A 26,485-nucleotide genomic window follows, 5' to 3' on the forward strand; every position below is an offset into this window, starting at 1 on the left:
CTCCTGGTCCAGCGGTTAGTGGATATCACGATGTCGCCGCAACCACTCATCGACAACATCTCCCAACGTCTTGGTAACGTCATTGCGCACCCAAGCCATGAAATCCCTGTCGAATTTAAAGTCCACGCCGCAGTGTTCCACCATGAACCTGCGAACGTTCTGTGTATTCCTGTAGCCTTTACAAACCAGCGTATCTCTTGTGAGCGGGTCACTGTGCCAATTGAAACTCATGGGCAAATTCCTTACGCAGCGCTGTGACTCATACATTCATGGCAGACACCCATCCTACGAATCGGCTGCCTGATTTCTTGCAATCGGTATCCACACCTCTACGTAGCCCTTCCCTTGGGACGGCTCAAAATCAGCACTGTATTGCTCGAACTCAGGAGCGTCTGCAAGCTCGTATTCAGACTCAGGCAACCAGTGGTTGAAAATGCTGAAGAACGTCTGATGGATCGTCGAGATATGGCCCAGGTGTCGAAACACGGCATAGTTTTTCCGCGGCACTCTGAAGTGTCGAAAAACGGCGGGAAGATCGTCGACGCGGGACACCTCAGTGCCGGCAATGTACTCGAAACTGCCATCCTCTGCGGGATTGCAGCACAGGCCGTAGGTCCAAGTGCTTATCTGATCGGGCATCCGCTCAATGTAAGGAGCGAAGGCTTGCCACAAACCCACGATGCCTTCGTTCTTGTCGAAGGTAAAACGCTCGCCCAGACCCGCAATGAAAAACTCGGATCGGGTTTCAAAGCGAGGCTCGGAGAGTGTTATGAGTTTGCGTTCTTTCATGCGTAAAGGCTCCACCAATGGAAGATTCTCATCCTTGTGCTCACGAACCTGCTTCGGAGTGCGCCCAAACAGATCGCAGAAAGCACGCGTAAAAGCCTCATGGGAGCCGTAGCCGGCATCCAGTGCTACCTGCAGGATATCCGGCGCCCCCCGGCGCAATGTGAGAGCTGCCTGGCTCAAACGCCGCGCGCGGATGTAACGCATCACCGACCAACCCGTCGACAGCGCAAACAAACGAGCCAGTGCAAAAGAAGACAGCTTGCAATGCTGCGCAACACGCCCCAGATCGAGGTTCGACCCCAGCTCCAGTTCGATGTACCACAGCGCTCTTTCAATGTTGCGCATGACGATGCTCCTTGAAAACTGGGGCAACGTTAGCAAATGAATAGGTTGGGTATTTGATCGTTCTTGTGATTTTTGCTTTCGACTCGAAGCGTGTAAAAAACTTCAGTGTCACACTAACGTGATTGCCGACACTCACCCGCAATAAGGGGAAGACTCACGGGAGTGCTTAAATCGCTGCCCGCAACTCACGTGGCGATAGACCGTAGTGTGAGCGAAAGCGCACCGCAAAACGTGAGGCCGAGGCGTAACCGCAGGCGCCGGCAATTTCACCAATGGGACGAGAAGTTGTCTGCAGCCATTGCAACGCTGCCGCCAGTCGAACGCCCTCCAGAATATCGCGGAAACTGTCCCCCTCATTCGCCAGTTGACGACGCAAGGTCGACTCACCCAGGTTCAGATGTTGGGCAACGCTCGCAACCGTCCAATCACTCTGTGGGCTGCCCATCACCAACTGCTGCACGCGCTCGGAAATCGGATCGTCGCGCCCCATCAGCAGCGGCCCGAGCTGGCCGCCAAGGCACAGGCTCAGAAGGACCGCTTCCCCGTAGAGGGTGCGTAATGCATCCGGGGCATTCCCGTTGATGGCGGCCAACAACTGATCCCATGCCTGTGTTGTGTGTCTGTCCAACCGCACGCACAGCTCGGTCTTCAACACGCCGCTGTGGCTCATGATCTGCTGGCTATATCGAGCGCTGAAGTTGCGCAATATCGAGACGGGGAAGGACACCGCATCGGCGATGTAGTGTCCGTGAGGGCCAGGGATATTGGAGATACCCAGTTCGCGCCCGGCCGGCATCAGAATCAGATGTTGCGGCCCTGCACGCATTTGCCGGTCATCCCATTGCAGCAGCTTTTCCCCCTGCCGCACCCGACATAAGGTGCTCACGAACACCGGCACCCTTGTCAACGTAACGGGCAGGCGCGACCGTATGACACTCGCATCGATAATATTTTGCCGGTGCTGTATGCCGTCACAAGGGTGCATCGTTCTTAACGCCCGTAAGTTGAAGTAATGGTCGCTTTGGCCAAGGCGTTGGCATTGAGCATATACCCCACCAAGGCTCCGCTGGCCTGGCTGTCGAGCGGTAGCTTATCGACTTTCAATGCCCATACGGTGAATTGATAGCGATGGGGTTTATCCCCTACTGGAGGACAAGCACCGCCAAACGCTGACTGACCATAATCTGTCCGCCCTTGTACTGCACCGGCAGGCAAACTCGACCCGGCTCCGCTTGGCAGGCTATGGAGAGAAGCTGGCAGGTTAAAGACCGTCCAATGCCACCAGCCGCTACCGGTCGGTGCATCGGGATCGTAGACCGTGATCGCGTAACTTCGGGTACCTGCGGGGGCGTTCGCCCATGAAAGTTCGGGGGAGGTGTTGCCACCTTCGCAACCGAAGCCCTGGAACACTTCGCGACGGGTCAGCGGACGATTGTCCGCAATATCCTGGCTGGTCAGTGAAAAGTCAGCAGCGTAGCCACTCAATGAAACGAGCATTGAGAGTGCAGGCAAAATTAATCTGATGTTCATCGCGACTCCATCTGGGGCTAAAAATGAAGCACGAGTCTAGGTTGAACAAAGAGTGGCTACTGTGCCGAAATGCTCGACAACTGTGCCGAAACGCTCGATTGCACCTGAGTTGACCAAGGGTCAGGCGCCGGCTGAACGCCGGCGCCTGATTGACACGCTTACTTGAGGCCGTCCTGGAAGAAGCGGGTCAGCTTGGCAAAGGGAATCAGGTTGACCCGATCATACAGGTCGACATGTCCGGCGCCGGGGACGATGTACAACTCCTTGGGCTGCCCGGCCAGGCGGTAGGCGTCTTCGCTGAACTCCCGCGAATGGGCGTTTTCTCCGGCGATGAAGAGCATCGGGCGCGGCGAGATGGTCTCGATGTCGTTGAACGGGTAGAAGTTCATGAACTTGATATTGCTGGTCAACGTCGGGTGGGTGGTCAACTGCGCCGAATAGCCTTGCGGGGTGAACTCCCCACGAGGAGTACGGTAGAAGTCGTAGAATTCACGCTGGATCGGGTGGGTATCGGCGTTGAGTTCATGCACCGTGCCGCTGGTGTACTCGGTCTGGCCGCCGGTGAATTCAACGTAGCGCTGCTGCGCGGCGGCAGCGATGGCTGCCTTGCGTTGCTCCAGGGTCTGTGAATGCTTGAGACCGTTACGATTGACCGCGCCCATGTCGTACATGCTCACGGTGGCGATGGCTTTCATGCGAGGGTCGATCTTCGCTGCGCTGATCACGAAACTGCCGCTGCCGCAAATACCCAAGGCACCGATGCGCTCCTGGTCAATGAAAGGCCGGGAGCCAAGAAAGTCCACCGCCGCGCTGAAGTCCTCTGCGTACAGGTCCGGCAGTACGGCGTTGCGTATCGCCCCCTCGCTTTCCCCCCAAAAAGACAGGTCCAGGGACAACGTGACGAAGCCCTGTTCGGCCAGTTTCTGTGCGTACAGGTTAGCGCTCTGTTCCTTCACCGCCCCCATGGGATGGCCGACGACAATTGCCGGGTGCTTGCGCTGCTTATCGAGGCCCTTGGGCAGGTAGAGGTTACCCGCCACGATCATCTGGTACTGGTTGCGAAACGTGACCTTCTGCACGGTCAGCTTGTCGCTCTGGTAGAAATTGTCAGCACCGTTGGACATATCGGCTCCTGTCGCGGCAAGCGAGCTCATCAGAAGTCCAAGCAACACGAATAATCTTTTCACTGGATCTCCCCTGGGGTTGGCGGACGGGCAGCGCCCGTTGACATGAAGCCCCGAGGCTCGGGGCCGTGAGCATCTTCGCGCACTGCGCAGACTTTGATTAGCTAATGAATACTTAAAGAGGTTATAACCCCTGCTAATCAGTCAACCGAGACCGCAGCATGCCCAAGCACAACTTCAACGACCTCATGGCGTTCGTCGTGGTCGCCCGCGAAAGCAGCTTCACCCGTGCAGCAGCGCACCTGGGGATCACCCAATCCGCCGTCAGCCAAGTGGTCTCCGGGCTCGAGACACGGCTGAAAATCCGTCTGCTTACACGAACCACTCGCAGCGTTTCGCTGACCGCGGCGGGCGAACGCCTGCTCCAGTCGATCGGCCATCGCTTCGACGAGATCGAATGTGAGCTGGACGCCCTCACCGAACTGCGCGACAAACCGGCCGGCACCGTGCGCATCACCTGTGGCGATCACGTGGTCAAGACCACACTCCTCCCCCGACTACTGCCGCTGCTGCGCGAATACCCGGACATTCGCCTGGAGCTGGACATCAACTACGGTTTTCGCGACATCGTTGCCGATCGCTTCGATGCAGGTGTGCGCTTTGGAGAAACCGTGGACCTGGACATGATCGCCGTGCCTATCGGGCCGGACGTGCGCATGGCGGTCGTGGCCACGCCCGAATACTTCACCGAGCACGGCCTTCCGAAAACCCCGCGTGATCTGGTGGCGCATCGTTGTATCAATACTCGTTTTCCCACCTACGGCGGCGTGGATGCCTGGGAGTTCGAGCAAAAGGGCAAAAAACTCAAAGTGCGCGTTGACGGTCAGTTAGTGTTCAACACCTCGACACACGTGCCTGAGGCCGTCCTCGATGGCGTGGGTATTGCCTACCTGCCGGAAGAGGAGTTCGCCCCGTACCTGAACGAGGGGCGGCTGATGCGAGTACTGGAAGACTGGTGTCCGGCGTTTTCGGGCTACCACCTCTACTACCCGAGCCGCCGACAGCCGTCTCCGGCCTTTTCTCTGGTGGTCGATGCGCTACGGGCTAAGCGCCCTGCAGCTTGATTGATAAGAGAAGCTACTAACCCTATTCAGAATTGATCAGCTAGTCAGTGGGCGCTTCATCGGCGAGCATTTGCGAATGACCATTCGACGATCAAATTTGGCGGTATTCGGACTGCTGGCGTATCTGACCTGCGCAACAGCACACTCTCAGTCGACGGATGAAAAAATGGAGGCGCCTGCAATGTGGATGACGGTTGGCAATCAGCGTTTTTCCATCACCCTTGACGATAATCCCAGCGCCCGGGCACTGGTGCGGCAACTGCCGCTGCGATTGGACATGAGAGAGCTCAACGGCAATGAGAAGTACGCCAGCCTGCCTGCCCCACTGGCGACCAATGCAACCAGACCCGGCACGCTGCGCAATGGCGACTTGATGCTGTATGGCGACGACACATTGGTGGTCTTCTACTCAACGCTCAAGTCGTCGTATGCCTATACACGCCTTGGGCGGGTGAATACTCCTGACGATCTGCCCAAGACCCTCGGCCCTGGGGATGTCCAGGCTATTTTTTCAAGGGATTGAGCAACCGGGTCACGAGTAAAAGCATCGATTCGATCTGCTCTCCACCCTGGGTATCGCAGATACGCCAACTTCAATTTATAGGGAAAACATCCTGCCGGGGCATAAAAAAACGAGTAAACAGTTCGGATTGTGACTTGATATTCAATTTGGTGTAGATATTGCGCCGATGAACTTTTATCGTTTCTGCCGACAGGGAAAGCTTGCCGGCGATTTCTTTATTGGAGAAGCCACTCAACAACAACTTGAGCACATCCTTTTCACGCGCTGTTATTTGTGCACCGAGCGAGACAATCGATTCTGGCCATGGCGTTGGCTCGGCAAAATCCTTTTCCACATCCACTTCAAAATGCATGCGCTGCTGCATTAATGCAGTCACCCATGGCTTGATCATATCAAGCGTTGTTATCTGCTCCTGATTAAAATGGACATTGCTGCCAAAGGAAATGCATAACGTTCTTTCAGCATCAAGCCGGACATTGTACTGAGCCTCATCCACCGAAATATATTGCTCGAAATACTGATGATAATATTCAGTCTCACGAAAGTGCTCCGGCGCGATATCCAGCATATGAAAGAAGCCGCTTTGTGGATTCTCCCGATCCGCAATATAAAACGGATCCAGCATATACAGCCCCTTCACATAACGATGAATGAATGCATCGACCTCTTCCGTATCTATCATTTCAGGAAGGCTCACGACTTGCACTTGCTGATTGCTAAAAATCAATACAACCCAGTTATCGATCTGCACATATTCATTTAACGTACGAACAAGTGAGCTCCAGAATTCTGGACGATTCAACTGCATGATCAGCTTTCCAATCGATCGATGCCAAGCCAGGCTGTGAAGGTCGAGTGGCATTTTCTACCCCTTTTGGGTTAGGGATTCGTCGGGCGGGGATAAGTATTCGTAGGTATTTACTATTCGTCAATGCCCGGTATATTCACTGCCCGGGGTTACGATGGCCATGAGGGCGATCGTCTTGACAAGGATAGTTGTATGAGCAAATCACGTCTGCGAACCATTTTTTCAGCGTCGCTTCTTTGTGCCGGGATAAGCACATCGGCGGGGGCTGTAGAACCTGGGGTGTATCTGTACAACTGGTTTGGCTTTATCGCACCGCAGACGCCAAAGGAGTTTGAGCAGGAAACCGGCACCCGCTTCCATATGGATGCATTCGACAGTGCCGAAATCATGCAAAGTAAAGTAATGGCCGGGCGCACGGGCTATGACGTGGTTGTGGCCACCTCCAATGTGTTGCCAAGCCTGATCCAGGCCGGAGTGCTTCAGCCATTGGATCGCAATCAACTGAGCAACTTGTCACACATCGATCCCGCTATTTTGTCCCAGCTTGCGGTCAATGACCCAGGTAATCGCTACGCCGTCCCCTATCTATGGGGTACCACCGGCATTGGCTATGACGTGGATAAAGTCAAAGCGGCATTAGGCGATAATGCGCCGGTCGATAGCTGGGATTTAATCTTCAAAGAAGAGAACATCAGCAAACTCAAGTCGTGTGGCGTGGCGATGCTTGATTCTCCCAGCGAGATCATTTCAATTGCCTTGCATTACCTTGGGCTCCCTAGCAATAGCAAGAACCCGGATGATTACCAGAAGGCGCAAGCGCTGCTGTTAAAAATCCGCCCCTATGTCGTCTATTTCGACTCATCCAGAATCGACTCCGACCTGGCCGATGGCAATATTTGTGCGGTAGTCGGATGGGCGAATGGTGCGCTTGCTGCGCAGGCCATGAACGAGAAGGCCAACACTGGACGCAAAATTGCCTACAGCCTTCCTCGCGAGGGCGCACTGGTCTGGTCGGAAAATCTGGTTTTGCTAAAGAATGCTCCTCACCCGAAAGAAGGCATGGCGTTCATTAATTACATGTTGCGACCCGACGTTATTGCCAAGACTTCAAACCACACCCTCTACCCTAACGCCAATAAAGACGCCACTGAATTTGTCGAGCAAAAACTGCGCGACAATCCTTGGATTTATCCAGACAAAAAGACCATCGCCACACTTGTTCCGCTGGAGCCACTGCCATTGAAACTGGAGCGAATCCGCACCCGGGTCTGGACCAAAGTTAAGAGTGGTACATGATCTGACTGGGTTATCGCCTTTGTTTCCCTCTACCACCTCTGTTTTATCTGAGGGAGGCATTTCTGCGATAACTGCTTTGGGGCAATGAACATCACATAGGGAGCAGGGACAGCCCCGATCAGCCGACTGACTGAGGGGCGGTCATAGCGGTTCCAGGGAAGGATAGAATCATGAGCCAAGGTGATTACCAGTGGCACTTGGAGTCGGACGACTACAAAGCCTACATGGAGATTGAGGAACAAATCGGCCATTGCACACCCGACCAAGCCTGGGCCATGTATTCCATTTCAGGCGGGGCGGTGCGTGCACACATCACCCGGGCAGTGATGAAACTCATTGCCAGCGGTAACGAGGCCCTGCTGGTTGAATTCCCCGAACTCGCACCAGCTGAAAAGGGAAATCACAAATCGAGCTGACACATGCGTGTTGTCACGCTCTCGTAGTCTGGCCTCAAGCCAGCAGCTCGGTGATCCACCGTGCCTGCCGGGCAATCTCTTGCACCTTCTCCTCGGGCACGGCCTGCCGCGCTCGGGTGAAGTGGCTCAGGGTCCGCTGCTTCTCGCGCAGAATACGCTGCCATTTGGCCAGGAACACCGGGCTGCGCGCCTGCATCTGCAATGGGCCGAAGTACAGTTGCTCGGCGGTATACCCCACCTGCGCGGCGCGCTCAGCGACGATGATCTCGTAGTAGAAACGATTTTCCCGCAGCACTTCTTCGCAGAGGATGCGGTAGCCATTTTCCATCAACCATTGGCGCAGTGGCTGCTCGCCGCCGTTGGGCTGCAGAATCAGGCGCTCATGGCCGCTCAGGCGCGCCTTGCCGCTATCGAGGATGTCACGGATCGTCTCGCCGCCCATGCCGCAGATGCTGATCGCCGTAATTCCATCCGCTGGCTGGATCGCCGCCAGGCCATTGGCCAGGCGCACGGTGATCCGCTGGTCGAGGCCATTCTCGCCCACGGTGCGTTCGGCCGCGCGAAACGGCGTCAACGCCACCTCACCCGCCACCGCCGCCGCAATGGCCCCCCGGCGCATCAACGCCACCGGCAGGTAGCCATGATCCGAGCCGATATCGGCCAGGCGTGCGCCTGCTGGCACATGCGCTGCCACGCGCTCCAGGCGCATGGACAATGTCTGTTCCTTCAACTGCGGTTCCTTTTCACCACGAACGTCCGCACCTTTGGCCGGATCGGGGCGCGACTCTATCGAGCAACGCCGTGGGTTTCAAATTCCCGCGATCAGTGCCCTGGTTTCTACCCCGATCACGTACATTTTCGCCCCAAAACGACAACATAATGGCGCCGGCATTGAGAGAGTAAAAAACAAACGTAAAAGTGCCATTTTTCCGACGATCGGCATCAATTTGCCATTGCTGAAGATTTGAATGAAGGCAGATCATTCGCCTAGTCACGGCTACGCGCTTAGGCCCGCCAGCCATGACTGACAACGGATGTATTGATCGCTTCACTCGATTGGAGCAACCCAGGATGATGACGGTTTATTTTGTGGTGATGGCCATCTGCAGTGGCGTCGAAGGCTGCGTGGAAGAACGGAAGCCGGGGCCAACCTTTGCTTCCAGAGCAATGTGCATGGAGACGGCCAGGGTCATGCCACCACGCAAAGGTGTGAAGTTCAAATGTCGCAGCGAGCGTTTATGGGTGCGTGAAACGCCGCGTGCAGACGGTTACGAAAGCTTTGTCTCGACGGGTGCCAAGACGCAGCCTTAGTGATATGAAATTTCGTCAGTGGCTCAGAGGGTGGCGCCGGACAGTTGAACGTTAAGCTGCGACGGATCAACCCCCGCAACGAACCGAGCAACAAAAGGCTCGGCTCGTTGCGCACACGGCACCACTCCCACGGCATCACGCGATGTGCAGCGTTCTTCCCTTGACCTCTGCCAGAGCATTCGCCAAGGCAACCTGGAAGAGTTCGACCAACAAATCGACCTCTTCAGGCTGGATGATCAATGGCGGCAGGAATCGCACAACGGCGCCATGACGTCCACCAAGCTCCAGAATGACACCCAGGCGCAGGCATTGACGCTGAATGGCCTGGGCCAAGGCCGTATCTGCCGCAGGAACACGCTTGTCGCTCGGCGTATCGCTGACGATTTCCACCCCCACCATCAATCCTCGGCCGCGTACCTGACCCAGGCAGGTGTAATCGCTTTGCAACCCACGCAGATGCCCCATCAGTCGTTGCCCCATGACATCGGCATGCCCCGGCAAGTCTTCACTGATGATATGGCGCAGCGTTGCGGCCCCCGCCGCCATCGCCATTTGATTGCCGCGGAATGTGCCGGCGTGGGCGCCTGGTTTCCAGGTATCCAACTCTTCGCGATACACCATCACGGCCAACGGCAGGCCACCACCGATTGCCTTGGAGAGTACGAGGATGTCAGGCTCGATATCCGCGTGCTCGAAAGCAAACAATTTGCCCGTACGACCCAGGCCGGTCTGTACTTCATCAATAATCAGTGCCACGCCAAACTTGCGGGTCAATTGACGCAGGCCCTGGAGCCACCGGATCGGTGCCGGAATCACCCCACCCTCGCCTTGCACGACTTCAACCACTACAGCTGCGGGTGGCAACACTCCCGACTCCGGGTCGCTGAGTAATTGCTCGATAAAATGCAAGCCGGCATCGATACCGGCTTCGCCGCCGATGCCGAACGGACAACGGTAGTCATAGGGGTACGGCAGGAACTGCACATCAGCCATCAGCGAACCCAGTGCCTGCTTCGGCCCGAGGTTGCCCATCAGGCTCAATGTTCCCAGCGTCATGCCGTGGTAGCCACCAGAGAACGACAGAATCGGCTTGCGCCCGGTAGCCGTCCTGGCCAGCTTCAATGCCGCCTCAATGCCATCGGCACCGGTCGGACCGCAAAACTGGATGCGCGCGTGACGGGCAAAGTTTTCCGGCAGCGCATTGAACAGGTCTTCGACGAAGCGATCCTTGACCGGAGTCGTAAGATCCAGGGTGTGCAAAGGCAAGCCGGAATCGAGCGTCTGGCGCATGGCCGCGATGGCTACCGGATGGTTATGCCCCAGCGCCAGAGTCCCCGCCCCCGCCAGACAATCCATGAACAGTTGACCTTGGGTATCGCGAACATAGAGGCCATGGGCCTCTTGCAGCGCCAACGGAATACGCCGCGGATAAGACCGGGCATTCGATTCCCGGGCAGCCTGGCGCTGAAGATACGGGTTGGTATTCAGTTCACGCGGAGCTTGCTGGCGAAACTGTTCCAGCGAGAAGGTTGCGCTGGATGATAGACGGGGCTGGACGCTTTCCATATTGAATCCCTGAGGTAAAAACTCTGTCGCGGGCGATCAGCCCTGTCCTTGTGCCTGCATGGCCTGGCGCAGGCTCAGCGGGCGCATATCGGTCCAGACCTTTTCGATATAGTCCAGACACTCTTGCTTGCTGCCTTTCACGTCGAGCGTGCGCCAGCCGTTGGGCACGCTTCGATAATCCGGCCAGATTGAGTACTGCTCTTGATCATTGACTACAACCAGAAAGCGCGTATCCGGGCTGTCCAAACTCATTGCTTGCTCCTTGACTGGCATGGTGGAAAGGATCTCAGGATACAATACTAATGGTAGCGATTCTCATTAATCTTTTAAAATTTATGCAGGGTTCTCAAATTTCCCTGTCGACGATGAACAGTCGCAAGACGGCAACGCCCTGTTTATACTTCGACCCCCTCTGAACGATAACCTCTCTCAACTGCGGTCCACGGATGAGTCGATGATTCCCAGCCTTGCCCCGCTGTTCACAGGTCCCCTTGCCGACCATGGTGAAAAGCTGCAACTGCGCAGCCATCCCCGTACAGACGTGCCGGGTGACAGGTTCTTCCAGCACGAGTATTTCGGTGCATTCGTCGACGACCTGCAGGCCCGGTACAAAACCGATGAGCGCCTGGCCCTGGTATCGCTGTGGTCCAAATGGTACTTCAGCACGTTCCTGGCACCGGTGATGGCCGCCAATCTGCTCCAGCAGTGCGATCTGCCACTGGCCCTTGCCGACACCGGGATACAACTGGGCAATGACGCCAGGCCGCAGGCGTTGCACTTGTCCCATGCCGGCCACCCCTTGGGCCCCTGCACGGCCTTCGAGCGATTTCATACCCTGATCGAAGGTCATCTGGAGCCCGTCATCGAAACCCTGGTCAAGGTTTCCCGGGCCTCGCCCCGGTTGTTCTGGAGCAATGCCGGCAATACGTTCGAGTTCGTCACCAGCCGTCTCGACCTGCACCCGTTGGCCAACGCGCACAGCACCGCGCCGGCCAGAGAAATCCTGACCACCCGCCTGCGGCCCAATGGCCGGCGCAATCCTTTATTCGCCCCCGTGCATTACCACGATATCGGCGAAGAGGAGCCACAGCGCCTGAGGCGCATCTGCTGCATTCGCTACCGCCTTCCCGGCGTCGGCTATTGCAGCAGTTGCCCACTCGATGAGTGCAAACAGCAGGAGCAGGCCGTTTGACGGCAACCCTATTTCGCCAGTTGAAAAGGGTTCTCTGTCGTTCGGTCGTAGTCCACGAGATGGCCGTAGTCGAGACGATAGACTCGGTCGGCAACATCGAAATAACGGTCGTCATGGGTGATTGCAATCACCGTCTTGCCGGCCGCCTTCAACTCGGGTAGCAGTTCGTTGTAGAACACATGGCGGAACACCGGATCCTGATCGGCCGCCCATTCGTCCAGCAGGAACACTTCCCGGCCTTCCATCATCAGCAGCAACAGTGCCAGACGCTTGCGCTGGCCCTGGGACAACGCCGTGGTCGACAACCGCCCGGCCGCGAATTCGACTTTATGGGCCAGCCCCAGGCGGGCAAGATAATGATCCACCCGAGCCTCGAGCCCTTCATGATTGCCAGCCTCGCCCAGCACATCGGCGAACAGATAGAAGTCGGCAAAAATGGCGGCGAAATGCTCTCGATGCCACTCACTGGTGCTGGCATCGAGTACCGCACCATTCAGCGAAACCTGCCCCGAAGTCGGCACGTAGAGCCCGGTCAGCAGCTTGGCCAGGGTCGATTTGCCGCTGCCATTACCGCCGACAATGAAAATCAGCTCACCGCGACGAATCGTCAGGTCGATCGGCCCCAGCTCGAACGCGAACTCATCGCTCTGCCCGGGATAGCGATAATGCACGTTTGACAGGCGCAACTCGCCGAAGGGTTGCGCCGCTTGCGCAGGTGTCTTGAACTGCACCGTCTCACCCAGCGCCAGGGCATCGATGGCCTGCAAGGCGACATGGCCGCGAATGACCGCAGGAATGGCATCCAGAATCATCGAGATCGGCGTGCGCAGAAACATGATTGCCAGCACGTAACCCACCACGACCTGCTGACTGAGCAACCCCAGCCCCTGGCCGAGAAAGAACAGCGTACCGATCAGTACGAACACCAGCAGTGTCGTCCAGTTCAGGTTCACCGCCCACAAGGTGTCGGCACGTACCGACGCATCCAGCGAGGCCCGCGCGATGGGTTCGAGCTTGTGTTCATAGAGCAGGTGCCGGCGTTCCCGGCTCAGGCCCAACTCGCAACGCCCCTGGATGGCAGCCTCGAACTGCTCGGTCAACTGGTCGTCCTGTTGCCGTACGGCCTGCATCAAGGTCTTGACCTTGCGCCCAAGCAACACATCAAGCCCCACCCCAAGGGCGATCACCCCAAGGGTCAGGAAAAAAAACGGCATGCTCAGCCAGGCCATGTAAGCAAGCCCCGCCAGCAACAGCAAACCGTTGTACAAGGAGATCGGCAACTGCTTGAACGCCGTGGCGACGGTGGTCACATCCTTGGTCAGGGCGTTGTAGATACGCGGGCTGCCCAGCCGCTCGATGCGCTCCAGTGCGGTGCCCAACACCTTGCCCACCAGCCGCAGGCGCAACTGGTAAACCAGGCGATGCCCGATCTGCACCAGCAGCCATTGCGACGTGACACCACTGATGAACAATAGGATCAGCAGGCCACCGAACAGCAACAAGCCCCGGCCGATATCATCGAGTCCGTGCTCCAGGCTGCGATTGATATACCCGATCAGGCCGATACTGGTTGCCGCACTCAAGGCGCTGCTCAGAATCGCCAGCAGAATGCGCCATCGAGCGTCGTGCAACAGTTCTTTCAATAGGATCATGAGGCAGACACCACCTTGGCAGAGGTTTGCAACAGTAAAGGCAACAGGCTTTCGACCAATCGCGGCTCTGCGAGCATCTCGTGATGCCCTACGTCCAGTGTCCACTGGCGAACAGCTTGCCGGGTATGCCCTTGCCACTGAGCACGCAAGTCGGCATGGGCATTACCGCGCCAGAGCCACAGCGGCACATCGACGATGGGCAAGGGTTGCTCATACAAGCGCATCTTGATCGAGCGATATTGCGCCAATAGCGTGAGCAAATCAGCATCGGCGGCTCGCCATTGCAGATGCGCACGCACCTGGTCATCGTTGAGCAACCGGGCAACCCCCTCGGCATAGTCCAGACCCGCCAACAGGCCCGTCAAACGCTCGCGCAGTGACTCACCGATTGGCTGGGCGTGAGTGCGGCAGTAGAAAGCAAAATCTGCAATCAACTGGCCTGCTTCATCGCCCTCGCCGGCCAGGCTGCGCTGCGCATCGTGGTCGAGTACCACAAGCCCTTCGACGTTAAAGCCGTGGGCTTGCAGATGGGGCACCAGCATCAATGCCAGCCGCGACGCCAGGCTCCAGCCCAGCAGCACAAGTGGACGCTGTTTCAAATGGACGGGAATGCTCGCCACGTATTGCTGCAATAGCCCGTCCATGGTGCCCTCATCCCAGCCCTTTTCCAGGGCGGCCAGACCAAAGACCGCGACTTTACCACTTAGATTGTCTACCAGCGGCTGATACGCCTGCAGGTGCCCTTGCGCCCCGTGCACCAGCAGCAGGGCCGGCGAATGCTCATCCGCGTCATTCAAGACTTTCCATGGGCCGCCGCTGTCGCCGTTGCCCAGGCCATGAACCAGATCACGCACGGTATGCCGCTCGAACAGCAGATTGGTCGGCAACTCCAGAGACAGCCGTTCGCGAATCAGCGACACCACTTTGATCGCCGCCAGCGAGTGCCCGCCGACATTGAAGAAGTTGTCGGTCACCCCCAGGTCGTCGACACCCAGCACCTCGCACCAGATGCCCAGAATGGCGCTTTCCAGCTCGCCGACAGGCGCCACGCGGGTGTTCTGCAAGCGCTGCCTGGCACGCTCGAGCAGGTTTTTGCGATCAAGCTTGCCATTGCTGTTCAGTGGCAGTGTCTTGAGCGCAAGGATACCGCTGGGCAGCATGTAGTCCGGTAGCTGGCGAGCCAGGGCGGCGTACAGGTGCTCAGTCGTCTGCAACCGAGCGTCGTCCTTGACCACGAAAGCCAGCAAGCGCCCATGGTCGCCTTCGCCGTCGAGCAAGACAGCGGCCTGCAATACCCCCGGCTGGGCCAACAATGCCTGTTCGACTTCCGCCAACTCGAGGCGAAACCCGCGGATTTTCACCTGCTGATCATTACGCCCCAGAATGCGAACGGCACCATCGGCCTGGCGCAAAGCGAGATCACCAGTGCGATACAGGCGGCGGCCGCTGAGCGGATCGACACCAAAGGCACTGCCACCGACACCGCCCACGTAACCGCGCCCGACACTGGCGCCACTGATGCACAACTCCCCGGCCTGACCTGACGGCACCGCTCGTTGCTGGTCGTCGAGCAAGTGGATACGGTTATCACCCAATACTTGATTCAAGGCGCTGTCACTCACGCCCTGGCTGACATCGATCGCCCGCCATAGCACGCCCACCGTGGTCTCTGTCGGACCGTAATGGTTGTAGAGGCGACAGGCCGGTTTCGCTTGGGCCAGACGGCTCAGCAAATGCTCACTGAGCGGCTCTCCGCCCAGTACCAGGACCTGGCGTGGAAGAATGCCGTTGGGAGCGTGCTCGCCCATCAGCGCTTCGAGGTGTGAAGGAACGATTTTGAGCACGTCCAATGGGTAGCGCTGAAGTTCTTCGGCGAACGCCCGGGCATCGGTCACGGTGGACTGCTCCAGCACATGCACGCAACCGCCCTGCAACCAGGCCGGAAACAGCACGGTGTTCCCCAGATCCGCGAGCAGTGAGGACACCAGGCCATAATGCCCGGCCTCGGGCAATTGGAGCGCGCGGGTCACTTGCGTGACGTAATGGCGCAATTGACCTTGCTCGATTTGCACACCTTTGGGCTTGCCGCTGGTGCCCGAGGTATAGAGCACGTAGGCCAGGTCTTGCGCAGAGCCCCGCACCGGCGAATCGAACACCGGCCCGGTGCAGGCCTGCGACCAGCACAGGGTATCGACCGAGGTATCGGGCAGCAGGCCCTCTACGTACAGCAACAGGGTCGGTCGGGCATCCTCGATAATGTCGGCCAGCCGCAGCGGTGGTTGTTGAGGATCAAGAGGCAGATAGGCAGCACCGGCCTTGAAGCAGGCCAGCATCGCGATCAGCATCTGCGCGCCACGGGGCAAATACAGGCCGACCACGTGTTCCTGGCCGACACCGGCCTGACGCAGGCTGCCGGCCACACGATCGCTCAAGGCATCGAGTTCGGCGTAAGAGAACAGTTGCTCTGCATAGCGCAACGCCGGCCGATCCGGTTGTGTCCGGGCGTGCTCGCGCACGGTGGCGACGATATCGAGATCCGGCGCCAGGGCGGGACGCGTCGGCGACGCCAACAGCTCCTCGGGCAAGTGCGGATCAACGCCAGCGATGAGGCCGTTGGGCGACTGCAGCAATTGCTCGAGCCAATGGGCGAAGCGCTTGAGCAAGACCTGCATCTGCTCTTCACGGTACAGACCACGGTCATAGGCCAGTGTCAGTTCCCCACTGTCCTGGGCATCGAGCGTCAGTTGCAATTGCAGTTCGACCGGGGTGTCGAAGGACAGGACTTGCAGCCCCCCCAGCAGCGGTGCATGCACGACGCGCAGCCCAGCCTGAAAACTGGCACGCCACTCGGGCAATAGCTGCGCCTGACCGACATATTCCTGCCAAGCCACCGCGTTTTCCAGTTGCCGGGCCACTGGCCGGGCCAGGTTGATCCAGGTGCTGTGTTCGGACACCCGCACCACCATCGGCAGAGTCTGCTCGAACAGCCCATAGGCCCCCGAGAGCTCTTCATAGTCATCGCGAGGATCGTGCTGCAAACCCAACTGGCCGTGCTGCTGGCCATTGAGCCTGCCCAGCAATGAGCCCCAGGCGGCCAGGGCCAGTGCTTCGACCGCCACGCCTTCGCGCTCGGCCAGCGCCGTCAACGCCGCTGGCATTGTCTGCGCAAGCTTTAGCCGAACAACGGCATGGTTGCCACTGGCGATGCCATAGCGCTCGATCAGGCGCATGCCCGGAATGTCCTGCAAGGCCAGGTTGCGCCAGAACTGCGCACCCTGCTCGGCATCCTCGTCCAGTTGCAGGCCATTGATCCATTCGACGTATTCGCCGTACTGCATGGGTTCGCTTTCAAACGACGCGGCGCGCCCCAGCAATTGCTCCTGCAACTGGATCAGGCTGCGCTGATCCAGCGAATACACCGGGACCGCCAACAGCAGACAATCGTCGAGTAACCAGGCCAACACATCGGGTTGTTCGGCAAGGCAATGCGCCTGGGCCTCACGCAGCCACTGTTGCTCATCATGCCCGTCACCTGAGCGGCCCTGGCGCCAGTTCAGGCGCAACTCAAGGGGCTCGACCACACGCTGGCGCAATCCCGTGGCGCCGACCGGGCGCTGGTAACGCATGCGCAGTGCCTGATGCTGCCGCAAGCAGTCACGCAGTCGCTGTTCGAGAATGCCTTCGGGCACGCCCGACAGTTGCATTCGAACCCAGCGCCAGGCTTGCGGACTGGCCTGGGCCAGTTGTTTTTGTTGAGGTGAAAGCGTTAGTCCAAGGTCCATCATGGTTTCAACTCTGCGGGTGTCTCTTCGGTCTGCGCCGGCGCAGCCATGACCTGATCACGACCATAGATTTCGCCCATGGCCACCACTATTTTGCGCTCGCCTTCGAACGGATCCCGGGCGTGCGCCGCCAGCATGTTATCGAGCATGACCACATCGCCCTGCTGCCAGTCGAAGCGCACGGCACAACGGTCGTAGGCGGCGTTGATGGCCTCGATGGCACTCGGCTCGAGCTCGGAACCGTCACCGTAGAACACTTGCCTCGGCATCGCCGTTTCACCATCGCGTAAAAACTGCTCGCGCACATCGGCATCGAGGAAGGCCGGGTGATAAAGCTGGATCTGGTTGAAGAAACTCTCCTCTCCCGTCAGCGGATGCAGGATCACCGCCGGGCAAACCTGACGGGTGTGCAGATCGTTGGCGCCGCGCCACTCAAAATCGATGTTGCTCTCACGGCAGATCCGCTCGACTTGCTCGCGCTCCTGGGTCTGGAAGAAGTGCTGCCAACTGACGTCCAGGCTGGTGCTGAAATTGCGCACATACATCAGTTGCTTGCGACGCAGATTCGCTTGCAGCCAGGCTGGCAGTTCACGGTAAACCTGACGGCTGTCGACGATCGGGGTCGCGCCACCGGAAGTGGCGGGCGTCTGGCAGTAGAACCATTGGCGCCGCGGCCAGCGATGCTGATGAGCACTCTCGTTGTGGAACAGGATCATCCGATCCTTGGGATAGGGCGTGGACTTGTAGATGTTCTTGCCGCCCTCTTCCTTCGGCAGATCACCGTACTGACCATACAACTGCGGACACAGCGCCTGGCAAAAGGCTTCGAAATCCGCCGGTGTCGGCAAATCAAAACCACGCAAGAGAATGCCACCGTGCTCGCGCAACCAGCTTTCGACCTTCTCACGGTTGGCCTCAGCCCAAATGGCCGGCGCCAGCTCGCGATCACGCAGTTGAATCAACAGGGGGAACTTCGAACCTTCGCGCAACGGTCGGGCTTCAAAGGGCTCGCGGGTGACGGGCGATCCGCTCTGGCGCATCTTGCCCAATTTGCTCATTTTGCGTTGCAGCGGATTGTCCGTGGACATTGCAGCAGCTCCTTTTGGAGTCGGAATCAGGGTATCGATTGGGTTGTCCGGTGCGCCGAGGGCCATGTCCAGCAGCGACTCGAAGGCATCACGCAAGCGTTCGACCGTAGCCGGGCGGAACAGGCTGGTGCGGTACACCCAGCGCAGGTTGAACACATCGTCGTCTTCGCTGGCGAACAGGGCCATGTCGAACTTGGAATGGTGCTGCTCGCCCGTCAGTGGCTCGACCTGCAAACTGCCGAGTTGGCGTTGCTGGCGCGGCGTGTTGTCGAGGACAAACAACGTCTGCAACAGCGGGTGGACATTCGCCACCCGTGGCAGCTCCAGGCATTCGACGACACGCTCGAACGGCGTGTCCTGCCAGGCAAACGCTTGCAGGCAGGTCTCCCGGACCTGCTGCGCTTGCTCACGGAAACTCAGTTCCGGTTGCAGACGGATACGCAAGGCCAGCAGATTGACGAAAAAGCCGATCAGCGATTCAGTGGCCGGATGGTCGCGGTTGGCCACGTCCGTGCCGATGACCAGATCACGGCCTTGCGTTTCGCGTTGCAGCACGGCGGCATAGCACGTCAGTAGCACCATGAACGGCGACGTTGCGCTGTCCTGCGCGAAAGCCTTCAGCCGGCCAACCGTGGCTGCTGACAACTGGAAGTCCAGGGCCGCCCCGGTGCCGCTGTCGCGCTCCGGACGGGGGAAGTCGAACGGCAGTGGCACCTGCGCCGGAATGCCGGCCAGGGTCTGCCGCCAGAAGTCCAGGCCTTCACGCTGACGCAGCTGTACCGGCGCCGAACCTTGCCATACGGCATAGTCGATGTACTGAATCGCCAGTTCACTCTGTGGCGGCAGCACACCCGCGCTGTAGGCTTCGTAGCCCTGGATCAGTTCATCCACCAGCACGGCGCCGGACCAGCCATCGGAGGCGATGTGGTGCATGACCAGTTGCAGCACATGTTCCTGTTCGCCGAGGCGGTACAGAACCGCCCGCAGCGGTGCCTCGCTGGCGAGGTCGAACGGTCGCAGCGCAATGTCGCGGGCATCGTCCGGCCACTGCGCGTCGCTCGACACGACCACTTGCAACGCCACCGACATTTGCCCGTGAATCCGCTGGTACAACTCGCCGTTACGCTGGTGATAGGTGGTACGCAAGATGGCATGGCGGTCTACCAGCCGGTGCAATGAACGCTCCAGGGCATGGCGGTCCAGTGGTCCGCGCAAACGTACATTGCTACTCATGTTGAAGCTGCTGTCGGCCAGATCCAGCTGCTGCATCAACCAGACGCGTTGCTGCGCCGAGGACAAGGGTTGGTCCAACTGCCGGTCGACCTGAGGGATCTGCAACGAAGCCAGATCCAGATGGTACGCAAGGCCCTCGATACGCTGTGCGAGGTCCGCCAGTACCGGCGTTTCGAACAGCCAGCGCAACGGCACTTCAAAGCCCTGTTCACGCAAGCGCGCACGCACCTGGGCCGCCATCAGCGAATGCCCGCCCAATTGGAAGAAGTGCCCATCGGCAGGGATCTGTTGCAGGTTCAGCACCGCCGCCCAGACCTCGGCCAGCGTCGCCTCGCTGGTCGTCAGGGCGCGCTGAGCAACACCCGCGCTGGAGATTTCCAACTGCAAGCGCGGCAGCTGTTTACGATCCACCTTGCCATTGGTATTGAGGGGCAGTTGTTCCAGCGCCTGCAAATGCGTCGGCAACATGTAGGCCGGCAAACGTCCCTGTAAGTAGGTGCGGATAGAGGCTGCGTCAGGTGGATTGTCAGGATTGGCGACCCAGAAGGCGGCCAGATGCTCGCCTTGCACGGCCACGACCGCCTGCAGCAGTTCGGGGTGGCTGAGCAGCACGGCCTCAATCTCCCCCAGTTCGATGCGATAACCGCGCAATTTGATCTGGTCATCGGTGCGGCCGAGGTAATACAACTGCCCATCGGGCTGCCAACGCGCCAGATCGCCGGTGCGGTACAAACGCCCGCCGTCGCGGCTGAACGGATCGGCAATGAAACGCTCGGCGGTCAACCCCGGCTGCCCGGCATAACCGCGGGCCAGGCCGTCACCGGCAATATAAAGCTCGCCCACGCAGCCGGGAGGCACTTCGCACAAGTGTTCATCGAGGACGTGGCAACGGGTGTTGAGCAATGGCCGGCCAATGGGCGCGACGGGTAATTGCAGGGCATCGATCGGCGTCTGGGTGGACCACACCGTGGTTTCTGTCGGGCCGTAGACGTTGACGAGGTGAGCCACGCATTGCCTGAGCTCGGTCGCCATTTCCGCCGCCAGCGCCTCACCACCGGCCAGGGCCACACGCCCGGCCAGCACCTTGCGATCGCCTTGCAGCAGCATCGCCCAGGTCGCCGGGGTGGCCTGGATGAGGTCCACGGCCTGGTCCTGAATCAATCGCCCAAGCAACAGGGGATCCTGTCGTTCGTCATCATCGGCCAACACCACGGTGCCGCCGCGTACCAGCGGCAGACACAGCTCCAGGCCGCAAATGTCGAAGGTCACGGTGGTCAGGGCCAGATAACGCTGCACGTTTTCCAGTGGCAGCGCCTCTTCCATGGCCAGCAGGAAGTTGGCGAAATTCCCTCGACTGATCTGCACGCCCTTGGGTTGCCCGGTCGATCCGGAGGTGTAGAGCGTGTAAGCCAACTGCTCAAGCGTCGTCGCCAAGGCCGGGGCTTGTGCAGGGAACTGGGCCAATGGCAGGTCCGCCCATAGGCAGCAGCGCAGGTGCCCAGGAATGTCCGCGGACAGCGTATCGCAGAGCAGCAATTGCGGCCGCGCCCGGGTGAGAATCTGCGCCTGACGTGCCGGTGGATGAGCCGGGTCGAGCGGCAGGTAGCCAGCGCCGGCCTTCTGGATCCCCAACAGGCACACCAGCAATCTTTCGTCCCGAGGCAGGCAGAAGGCAATCGTCGACTCTTGCCCCACGCCCTGCGCCAGCAGCCATTGGGCCAGACGGTTTGCTTGAGCATCCAGCTCTGCGTAGCTCAAGCGGCGATCAGCGCAGCACACCGCGATACGCTCGGGATGAACGGCGGCCTGCACTTCAAAGCGCGTGACAAAATCGGCCTCGCCGTGCAAGTGCATGGACGTGCCCGCCGTGGCCAAGGTAGTGACTGAGCCGAGGGGGACTTCCAGCAAGCGCTGCTGAAGATCGAGGCTGACCAGGCTGGCGAGCAATCCCTGGTAATCCTCGACAAGTCGTTGGGTGGTGTCGGGGCGCAGCAGCGCCGTCGCGTATTCGACAATCAAGCCGGTACGCGCATCGGGCCCGCGGCCTTGGGTGAACAGATTGAACGTCAGGTCGAACTTGGCACTCACCACGCCGTCCGGCAACGCCAGTGCTTGCACGCTGACGCCCGGCAGGCTGAGGCTGCGCGAATCGCGGTGGTCCGCCTGATAGTTGAACATGGCCTGGAACACCGGCGTGCGATCCAGGCTGCGCTCGACATCCAGCATGTCCAACAGTTGCTCGAACGGCAGCGCCTGATGGGACAAATCATCGGCCAACTGCCCGTTCAGGGTCTGGATAAAGGATTGCAGGCTTTGCCGGGGATCAATCTGCACCCGATGCGCCAGTGTGTTGACGAACAAACCGACCAATGCCTGGCTCTCGGCCGATTCGCGCCCTGCCACTGGCAAGCCAATGGCGAAATCCTTGCTCCCGCCATGACGCCAGAGCAGGAGTTGGTAGGCGGCGAAATACAGCACGAAGGGCGTGACACCCAGTGCCCGGGCCCGGGTCTCGACCGCCGCGCTCAACGAAACGGGCAAGGCCAGCTCGCTGCGGGCGCCAGCGTATGCCTGCAGCGCCGGGCGCGTGCAATGGTCGGGCAGTTCCAGCGGTTCGTTGCTCAGACCTTGCAAGCGTTGTTGCCAGTAGGCCAGCAACTGGCTGCCCTGCTCCCCTTCCAGATCTCGCCGCTGCGCTTCGATCAATGGCAACAATCCGGTAGTCGCAGGCGTGGCCCGGTCTTGGTAGATCAGCGCAAAGTCCTCGACCAACAAGCCCATGGACCAGCCGTCCACGGCAATGTGGTGGACATTGAACAGCAAGCGATAATCACCCGGTGCCACACAAAATACATCGATGGCCAGCAACGGCCCCTGCACAAGATCAAAAACCCGCTGGGCGGCCCCGGCAATGGCTGCGGCCTGTTGTGATTCATCCGGGTCCTGGAGGTCATGCACATTGAAGATTGCAGCGGCCGTCTCATCCAGGCGCTGCCAGACTTGCCCTTGCTCTTCGAAAAACCTGCAGCGCAACGCGTCATGGCGCGAGACGAGGGTCTGGCAAGCGCGTTGCAGTCGAGGCACATCCAGGTCACCACGCAAGGCCAGCAACTGCGTAACGTTGTAAGCCGTTGCAGCCGGATCGAGCTGTTGCATGAACCACACCCGTTGCTGGGCGTGGGACAGTGCACGTGGCGGCGCCAAGGTTTCGCTGGCAAGCGTCGGTGCAACAGCCTGCGACGCTGAGGCCGTCAGAACCTCGGCCAGTTGCCGGGCACTGGGGTTCTCCAGCAATTGCCGGGGCATCAGGCGCAGTTCGGCCTGGCGCAGACGCGCGATCAATTGCAGGCTGAGGATCGAATCCCCGCCCTCGGCAAAGAAGTCGGCGTCCGGCCCCAGGCCAGGCTGTTCAAGCAACTCGCGAAAAGCCGCGAGGACGCTGAGCAACACCGGGTTCAACCGGCCATCGATGCACAGGGCCATGGCCGCCAGGGTGGGATGTTGCAGGACATCGCGGGGTTGCAACTTGAGTCCTTCGCGCGAAGCCAGGCCGATCAATTGCAAGCTGAGAATCGAATCACCGCCGAGGGCGAAAAAATCATCCTCGCGTCCGACGTGCGCGCAATCGAGAATCTGACACCACAGCTGCGCCAGGCGCTGTTCCGTGGCGCCGATCGGTGGCCGGGTGGATGCAGCGGCCGACTCGGTCTCGGTCGGCTCAGGCAATGCCCGCCGATCCAGCTTGCCATTGGCCGTAAGCGGCAGCGTATCCAGTACCCACCAATGACTGGGCACCATGTGTTCCGGCAATTGACGCTTGGCCTCGGCTTGCAGGGCCGCCAATGCTTCGGTTGCCAAGGCGGGACTGAGATACGCCACCAGTTGCGTGCGCCCTTTCACCTCGCAGGCCAGCACCGCCCCTTCGCGAACCTGGGGCTGAGCAGTGAGCCAGGCACTGACCTCGCCCGGTTCAACGCGAAAACCGCGGATCTTGACCTGATCATCCTGACGCCCCAGGAACACCAGTTGCCCACTGCGATCCAGGCGAACCCGGTCGCCGCTGCGATAAAAGCGTTGCCCCTGGGCAGTGGAGCCAAATACCTGGTCGGTCAACTCAGGTTGACCGAGGTAGCCCTGGGCAACCTGAGGGCCTGCGATCAGCAGCTCGCCGGCGACACCCAGCGGCACCGCCACGTCATTGCTGTCCACGATGCGCAAATGGCAGTCCGCTAACGGCTGGCCCAAGGGCAGATACAGACCCGCGTCAAGCGAGTCGAGGCCCTGGATTTCCCCGCAGATCACGCCGACCGTGGTTTCCGAAGGCCCGTAATGGTTGAAGATGCGCAGTTGCGGTGCCAGTTCACGCACCCGTGCGAACAAGGTGTGATCGAAACCCTCACCGCCCAGGATCAATACGTCCCTGGGCAAGACGCGTCGGGCATCGTCCAGCGCCAACAGCCCGCGCAAGTGCGACGGCGCAATCTTCAGGCAATCCACGGGCTGCTCGTCGAGAAAGTCAGCCCAGCCGGGCGGATCGAAGGTCAACGATGCGGGCGGCAAAATCAGCGGGTCGCCGGCATTCAGCGCGGCGAACACGCATGTCAGCCCCAGATCCGCAGCCACGGTCGCCAACGTCGCCCAGCGGCTGCCCGGCTTCGCTTGCAAGCGTTGACCGATCGCGCTCGCGTAATGCGCCAGGTTGCCATGAGTGACCAGGACACCTTTGGGCTGACCGGTCGAGCCCGAGGTATAAATGAGGTATGCAGGCAGGTGCGGCTGGCTGAGGCTCTCGCCCAGACCATCTTCTGAGGCCAGCGCGGACAAGTCGGCAGTACTGAGTACCAGGCGCGCCAGGTCGGCGTCCATTTCAGGGGCCTCGGCCAGTGTCACCCACAGGGTCGCGCCACTGTCTTGCAGCAACTGCGCAAGTCGCTGTGGCGGCTGCACCGGGTCAAGAAACAGACACACCGCACCGCGTTGCCAACAGGCCAGCATCGCCAGCAGTTGTTCCGCGCAACGCGGCATGCACAGCGCAACCACCTGGCCCGGGCCGATGCCCTGCCCGGCCAGTCGCGTGGCCAGTGCACGGGTCGCGGCACCGAGCGCGGCATAGTCGACGATTTGCCCAGCGCTGCATAAGGCTGCCGCGTTCGGCGTGTACGTTGCCCAATGAAGCACCTGCTGATCCAGCGGCATGGGGAGCGCGCCCAATGCTGGGCCGCGCACCTCACTCGGCGGCGAAACCAGTTGCAGTTCGGCCAGCCGTCGCTGGGGATTGCTTGATGCCTCTTTTAAAATCGCCAGCAAGTCATCCAGCATCTGCTCAACCGTCGCCGCGTCGAACAATTCGTCGCTGTATTCCAACTCGCAGCGCAGGCGCGCGTCAGCGGTACGTACCAGGCGCAGCGTAAGGTCGAAGCGTGCATGGCGCTGCGGCGGGTCGAGCACTTCAACCGCGACACCGGGCAATGTCAGGGTGCGGCTTTCGGGTAAATCGACCTGGACGAACATCACTTGGAACAGCGGGCTCGAACGCAAACGGTCAAGGCTTTCGAGGACATTTTCGAAAGGCAGCAACTGATGATCGAAGGCTGCCGCCACGGTGTCACGGGTGCGCAGCAGTGCGCTGGCGAAGTCCGGGTTATCGTGCAGGCGTTGACGGATCACCAGGGTATTGAGCAACGGGCCGATCAAGGGCACCAGTTCTGGACGATCACGTTGTGCCGCCGAGGTGCCCAGGCACAGGTCATGCTCGCCACTGTAGCGCGACAGCAGGCAACTGAAGGCCGTCAGGCCGTAGATGTACAGCGTCACGCCATGACCGCGAATGGCGGCCTCTACCGCCGCTGTCAGCTGCGGTGAAAGCTCCCGGGCAAGCACCGCGCCGCTATGGCGGCGTTGAGCAGGCGCAGGGCGTGGTCGATCCAGGGGCAATGCCAATGGCGCCGGCGCATCCGCCAGTTGGCTGCGCCAGAAGTCGATGTGCTGCCGGCAGCTTTCGCTGTCCAGCCACTCGCGTTCCCAGGCGGCGTAATCGGCGTACTGGATACTCAATTCGGGTTGGCGGGCCGGCTCATTCAATGCCAGCGCCCGGTAAGCCTCGGCCAGTTCAAGGGTCAGTTGCTGAGCCGACCAGGCATCGTAGGCCACATGGTGAATGGTGAAAAACAACCAGGTCGATTGCTCTTGCGCGTCGCTGAAGGCTTGCCAGCGCCAAGGCGCCGATTGAGCGAGATCGAAGGGCTCGGCGAGCTGGCGGGCGTATTCATCGGCGCACCACTGCTCGTATTCAGAAGCAGCCAGGGTCAACGGTTCGACGGTTGGCAGCGGCACTTGTTGCGACTCACAATGGGGCTGCATCTGGCCTTGGGAATCGGTGGTGTAACGGGTGCGCAGGATCTGATGACGATCAGTCAACTGCTGCATGGCCTGTTGCAAACGTTCGCCATCGAGGCGGCCGTCAAAACGCAGTACCGAGCACAGATTGTAAAGGGCACGACCACTCAGGGCTTCCGCCGACAGAAATCGCCGCTGCGCCTGCGCCAACGGCATGTGCTCACCTTCGCCGAGCACGGCGGGAACGATCGGCAGGCGCCAGCTATCGATGCCCTTCTCGGCCAGGCGCTGGCGAAAGATTTTTTTCTTGTCCGCGGGCAAGGAAGCCAGCCGCTGCGCAATCTCCAGGAAAGCTTGTTGCGTCATCGCA

General features: G+C 59.7%; 18 protein-coding genes. 6 read left to right on the forward strand and 12 right to left on the reverse strand.

The annotated features are described in order from the left end of the window. Positions 1-15 precede the first annotated feature (15 nt). The 5 genes from EPZ47_RS17605 to EPZ47_RS17625 form a co-directional block, all read right to left on the reverse strand. Entirely contained in the window at positions 16-231 is a 216-nt protein-coding gene (locus tag EPZ47_RS17605; RefSeq protein WP_135845976.1) for a DUF6434 domain-containing protein, read from the reverse strand. Between the two features lie 54 nt (positions 232-285). Then, positions 286-1,134, reverse strand: coding sequence for an AraC family transcriptional regulator (locus EPZ47_RS17610; protein WP_135845977.1), 849 nt, complete (start codon positions 1,132-1,134; stop codon positions 286-288). A gap of 166 nt (positions 1,135-1,300) precedes the next feature. Next, positions 1,301-2,119, reverse strand: coding sequence for a helix-turn-helix transcriptional regulator (locus tag EPZ47_RS17615; protein ID WP_135845978.1), 819 nt, complete (start codon positions 2,117-2,119; stop codon positions 1,301-1,303). A gap of 5 nt (positions 2,120-2,124) precedes the next feature. Beyond that, positions 2,125-2,664 carry a kinase inhibitor gene (locus EPZ47_RS17620; protein ID WP_135845979.1) on the reverse strand — a complete coding sequence of 180 codons (540 nt, stop codon included), beginning with the start codon at positions 2,662-2,664 and terminating at the stop codon, positions 2,125-2,127. Positions 2,665-2,822: 158 nt separating this feature from the next. Continuing rightward, the gene (locus EPZ47_RS17625) at positions 2,823-3,851 is read right to left on the reverse strand and encodes an alpha/beta hydrolase (RefSeq protein ID WP_135845980.1); all 1,029 of its coding nucleotides are present in this window, start codon (positions 3,849-3,851) and stop codon (positions 2,823-2,825) included. A gap of 158 nt (positions 3,852-4,009) precedes the next feature. Between EPZ47_RS17625 and EPZ47_RS17630 the strand changes: the two genes are divergently transcribed. Beyond that, the gene (locus tag EPZ47_RS17630) at positions 4,010-4,912 is read left to right on the forward strand and encodes a LysR family transcriptional regulator (RefSeq protein ID WP_135845981.1); all 903 of its coding nucleotides are present in this window, start codon (positions 4,010-4,012) and stop codon (positions 4,910-4,912) included. A gap of 76 nt (positions 4,913-4,988) precedes the next feature. After that, positions 4,989-5,435, forward strand: coding sequence for a cyclophilin-like fold protein (locus tag EPZ47_RS17635; protein WP_238346648.1), 447 nt, complete (start codon positions 4,989-4,991; stop codon positions 5,433-5,435). Positions 5,436-5,505: 70 nt separating this feature from the next. On the opposite strand, the gene EPZ47_RS17640 is transcribed toward EPZ47_RS17635, so the two are convergent. Beyond that, positions 5,506-6,297, reverse strand: a complete 792-nt coding sequence (locus tag EPZ47_RS17640) for a helix-turn-helix transcriptional regulator (RefSeq protein WP_135845982.1) — start codon at positions 6,295-6,297, stop codon at positions 5,506-5,508. A 138-nt stretch (positions 6,298-6,435) separates the two neighbouring features. Here EPZ47_RS17640 and EPZ47_RS17645 point away from each other — a divergent pair, with 138 nt between their 5' ends. Both EPZ47_RS17645 and EPZ47_RS17650 read left to right on the forward strand, forming a co-directional pair. Continuing rightward, complete coding sequence (locus tag EPZ47_RS17645) at positions 6,436-7,539, forward strand: polyamine ABC transporter substrate-binding protein (protein ID WP_135845983.1); 1,104 nt, start codon at positions 6,436-6,438, stop codon at positions 7,537-7,539. A gap of 170 nt (positions 7,540-7,709) precedes the next feature. Next, positions 7,710-7,955 (forward strand): hypothetical protein, encoded by a 246-nt coding sequence (locus tag EPZ47_RS17650; protein ID WP_135845984.1) that lies wholly within the window; start codon positions 7,710-7,712, stop codon positions 7,953-7,955. Between the two features lie 34 nt (positions 7,956-7,989). On the opposite strand, the gene EPZ47_RS17655 is transcribed toward EPZ47_RS17650, so the two are convergent. Beyond that, positions 7,990-8,685: a tRNA (adenine(22)-N(1))-methyltransferase gene (locus EPZ47_RS17655; protein ID WP_135845985.1), complete on the reverse strand. Its 696-nt coding sequence runs from the start codon at positions 8,683-8,685 to the stop codon at positions 7,990-7,992. Between the two features lie 290 nt (positions 8,686-8,975). Between EPZ47_RS17655 and EPZ47_RS17660 the strand changes: the two genes are divergently transcribed. Beyond that, positions 8,976-9,266, forward strand: a complete 291-nt coding sequence (locus EPZ47_RS17660; protein ID WP_135845986.1) for a hypothetical protein — start codon at positions 8,976-8,978, stop codon at positions 9,264-9,266. Positions 9,267-9,401: 135 nt separating this feature from the next. Here the strand turns inward: EPZ47_RS17660 and EPZ47_RS17665 are convergent, their stop codons facing one another. Together EPZ47_RS17665 and EPZ47_RS17670 are read right to left on the reverse strand one after the other, a co-directional pair. Then, positions 9,402-10,832, reverse strand: a complete 1,431-nt coding sequence (locus EPZ47_RS17665; RefSeq protein WP_135845987.1) for a diaminobutyrate--2-oxoglutarate transaminase — start codon at positions 10,830-10,832, stop codon at positions 9,402-9,404. Between the two features lie 36 nt (positions 10,833-10,868). Next, positions 10,869-11,084 (reverse strand): MbtH family protein, encoded by a 216-nt coding sequence (locus EPZ47_RS17670; protein ID WP_135845988.1) that lies wholly within the window; start codon positions 11,082-11,084, stop codon positions 10,869-10,871. Between the two features lie 202 nt (positions 11,085-11,286). On the opposite strand from EPZ47_RS17670, the gene fhuF reads away from it, so the two are divergent. After that, entirely contained in the window at positions 11,287-12,024 is a 738-nt protein-coding gene (gene fhuF, locus EPZ47_RS17675; protein ID WP_135845989.1) for a siderophore-iron reductase FhuF, read from the forward strand. A gap of 8 nt (positions 12,025-12,032) precedes the next feature. Here fhuF and EPZ47_RS17680 read toward each other — a convergent pair whose 3' ends face one another. The 3 genes from EPZ47_RS17680 to EPZ47_RS17690 are packed head-to-tail and all read right to left on the reverse strand — an operon-like array spanning position 12,033 to position 26,481. Next, positions 12,033-13,676, reverse strand: coding sequence for a cyclic peptide export ABC transporter (locus tag EPZ47_RS17680; RefSeq protein ID WP_135845990.1), 1,644 nt, complete (start codon positions 13,674-13,676; stop codon positions 12,033-12,035). After that, positions 13,673-17,461, reverse strand: a complete 3,789-nt coding sequence (locus EPZ47_RS17685) for a non-ribosomal peptide synthetase (protein ID WP_135845991.1) — start codon at positions 17,459-17,461, stop codon at positions 13,673-13,675. The genes EPZ47_RS17680 and EPZ47_RS17685 overlap by 4 nt, the downstream gene beginning before the upstream one ends. Then, the gene (locus EPZ47_RS17690) at positions 17,458-26,481 is read right to left on the reverse strand and encodes a non-ribosomal peptide synthetase (RefSeq protein WP_158296368.1); all 9,024 of its coding nucleotides are present in this window, start codon (positions 26,479-26,481) and stop codon (positions 17,458-17,460) included. Before EPZ47_RS17690 ends, EPZ47_RS17685 begins: the two co-directional genes overlap by 4 nt. Between the last annotated feature and the right edge of the window lie 4 nt (positions 26,482-26,485).

It is taken from the genome of Pseudomonas viciae, assembly GCF_004786035.1.
Lineage (GTDB): Bacteria > Pseudomonadota > Gammaproteobacteria > Pseudomonadales > Pseudomonadaceae > Aquipseudomonas > Aquipseudomonas viciae.

Excerpts from the sequence above, each read along its gene's own strand:
- EPZ47_RS17605 (WP_135845976.1), bottom strand. The coding sequence starts at position 231 with ATGAGTTTCAATTGGCACAGTGACCCGCTCACAAGAGATACGCTGGTT.
- EPZ47_RS17610 (WP_135845977.1), bottom strand. The coding sequence starts at position 1,134 with ATGCGCAACATTGAAAGAGCGCTGTGGTACATCGAACTGGAGCTGGGG.
- EPZ47_RS17615 (WP_135845978.1), bottom strand. The coding sequence starts at position 2,119 with ATGCACCCTTGTGACGGCATACAGCACCGGCAAAATATTATCGATGCG.
- EPZ47_RS17620 (WP_135845979.1), bottom strand. The coding sequence starts at position 2,664 with ATGAACATCAGATTAATTTTGCCTGCACTCTCAATGCTCGTTTCATTG.
- EPZ47_RS17630 (WP_135845981.1), top strand. The coding sequence starts at position 4,010 with ATGCCCAAGCACAACTTCAACGACCTCATGGCGTTCGTCGTGGTCGCC.
- EPZ47_RS17635 (WP_238346648.1), top strand. The coding sequence starts at position 4,989 with ATGACCATTCGACGATCAAATTTGGCGGTATTCGGACTGCTGGCGTAT.
- EPZ47_RS17640 (WP_135845982.1), bottom strand. The coding sequence starts at position 6,297 with ATGCCACTCGACCTTCACAGCCTGGCTTGGCATCGATCGATTGGAAAG.
- EPZ47_RS17645 (WP_135845983.1), top strand. The coding sequence starts at position 6,436 with ATGAGCAAATCACGTCTGCGAACCATTTTTTCAGCGTCGCTTCTTTGT.
- EPZ47_RS17650 (WP_135845984.1), top strand. The coding sequence starts at position 7,710 with ATGAGCCAAGGTGATTACCAGTGGCACTTGGAGTCGGACGACTACAAA.
- EPZ47_RS17660 (WP_135845986.1), top strand. The coding sequence starts at position 8,976 with ATGACTGACAACGGATGTATTGATCGCTTCACTCGATTGGAGCAACCC.
- EPZ47_RS17665 (WP_135845987.1), bottom strand. The coding sequence starts at position 10,832 with ATGGAAAGCGTCCAGCCCCGTCTATCATCCAGCGCAACCTTCTCGCTG.
- EPZ47_RS17670 (WP_135845988.1), bottom strand. The coding sequence starts at position 11,084 with ATGAGTTTGGACAGCCCGGATACGCGCTTTCTGGTTGTAGTCAATGAT.
- fhuF (WP_135845989.1), top strand. The coding sequence starts at position 11,287 with ATGATTCCCAGCCTTGCCCCGCTGTTCACAGGTCCCCTTGCCGACCAT.
- EPZ47_RS17680 (WP_135845990.1), bottom strand. The coding sequence starts at position 13,676 with ATGATCCTATTGAAAGAACTGTTGCACGACGCTCGATGGCGCATTCTG.
- EPZ47_RS17685 (WP_135845991.1), bottom strand. The coding sequence starts at position 17,461 with ATGATGGACCTTGGACTAACGCTTTCACCTCAACAAAAACAACTGGCC.
- EPZ47_RS17690 (WP_158296368.1), bottom strand. The coding sequence starts at position 26,481 with ATGACGCAACAAGCTTTCCTGGAGATTGCGCAGCGGCTGGCTTCCTTG.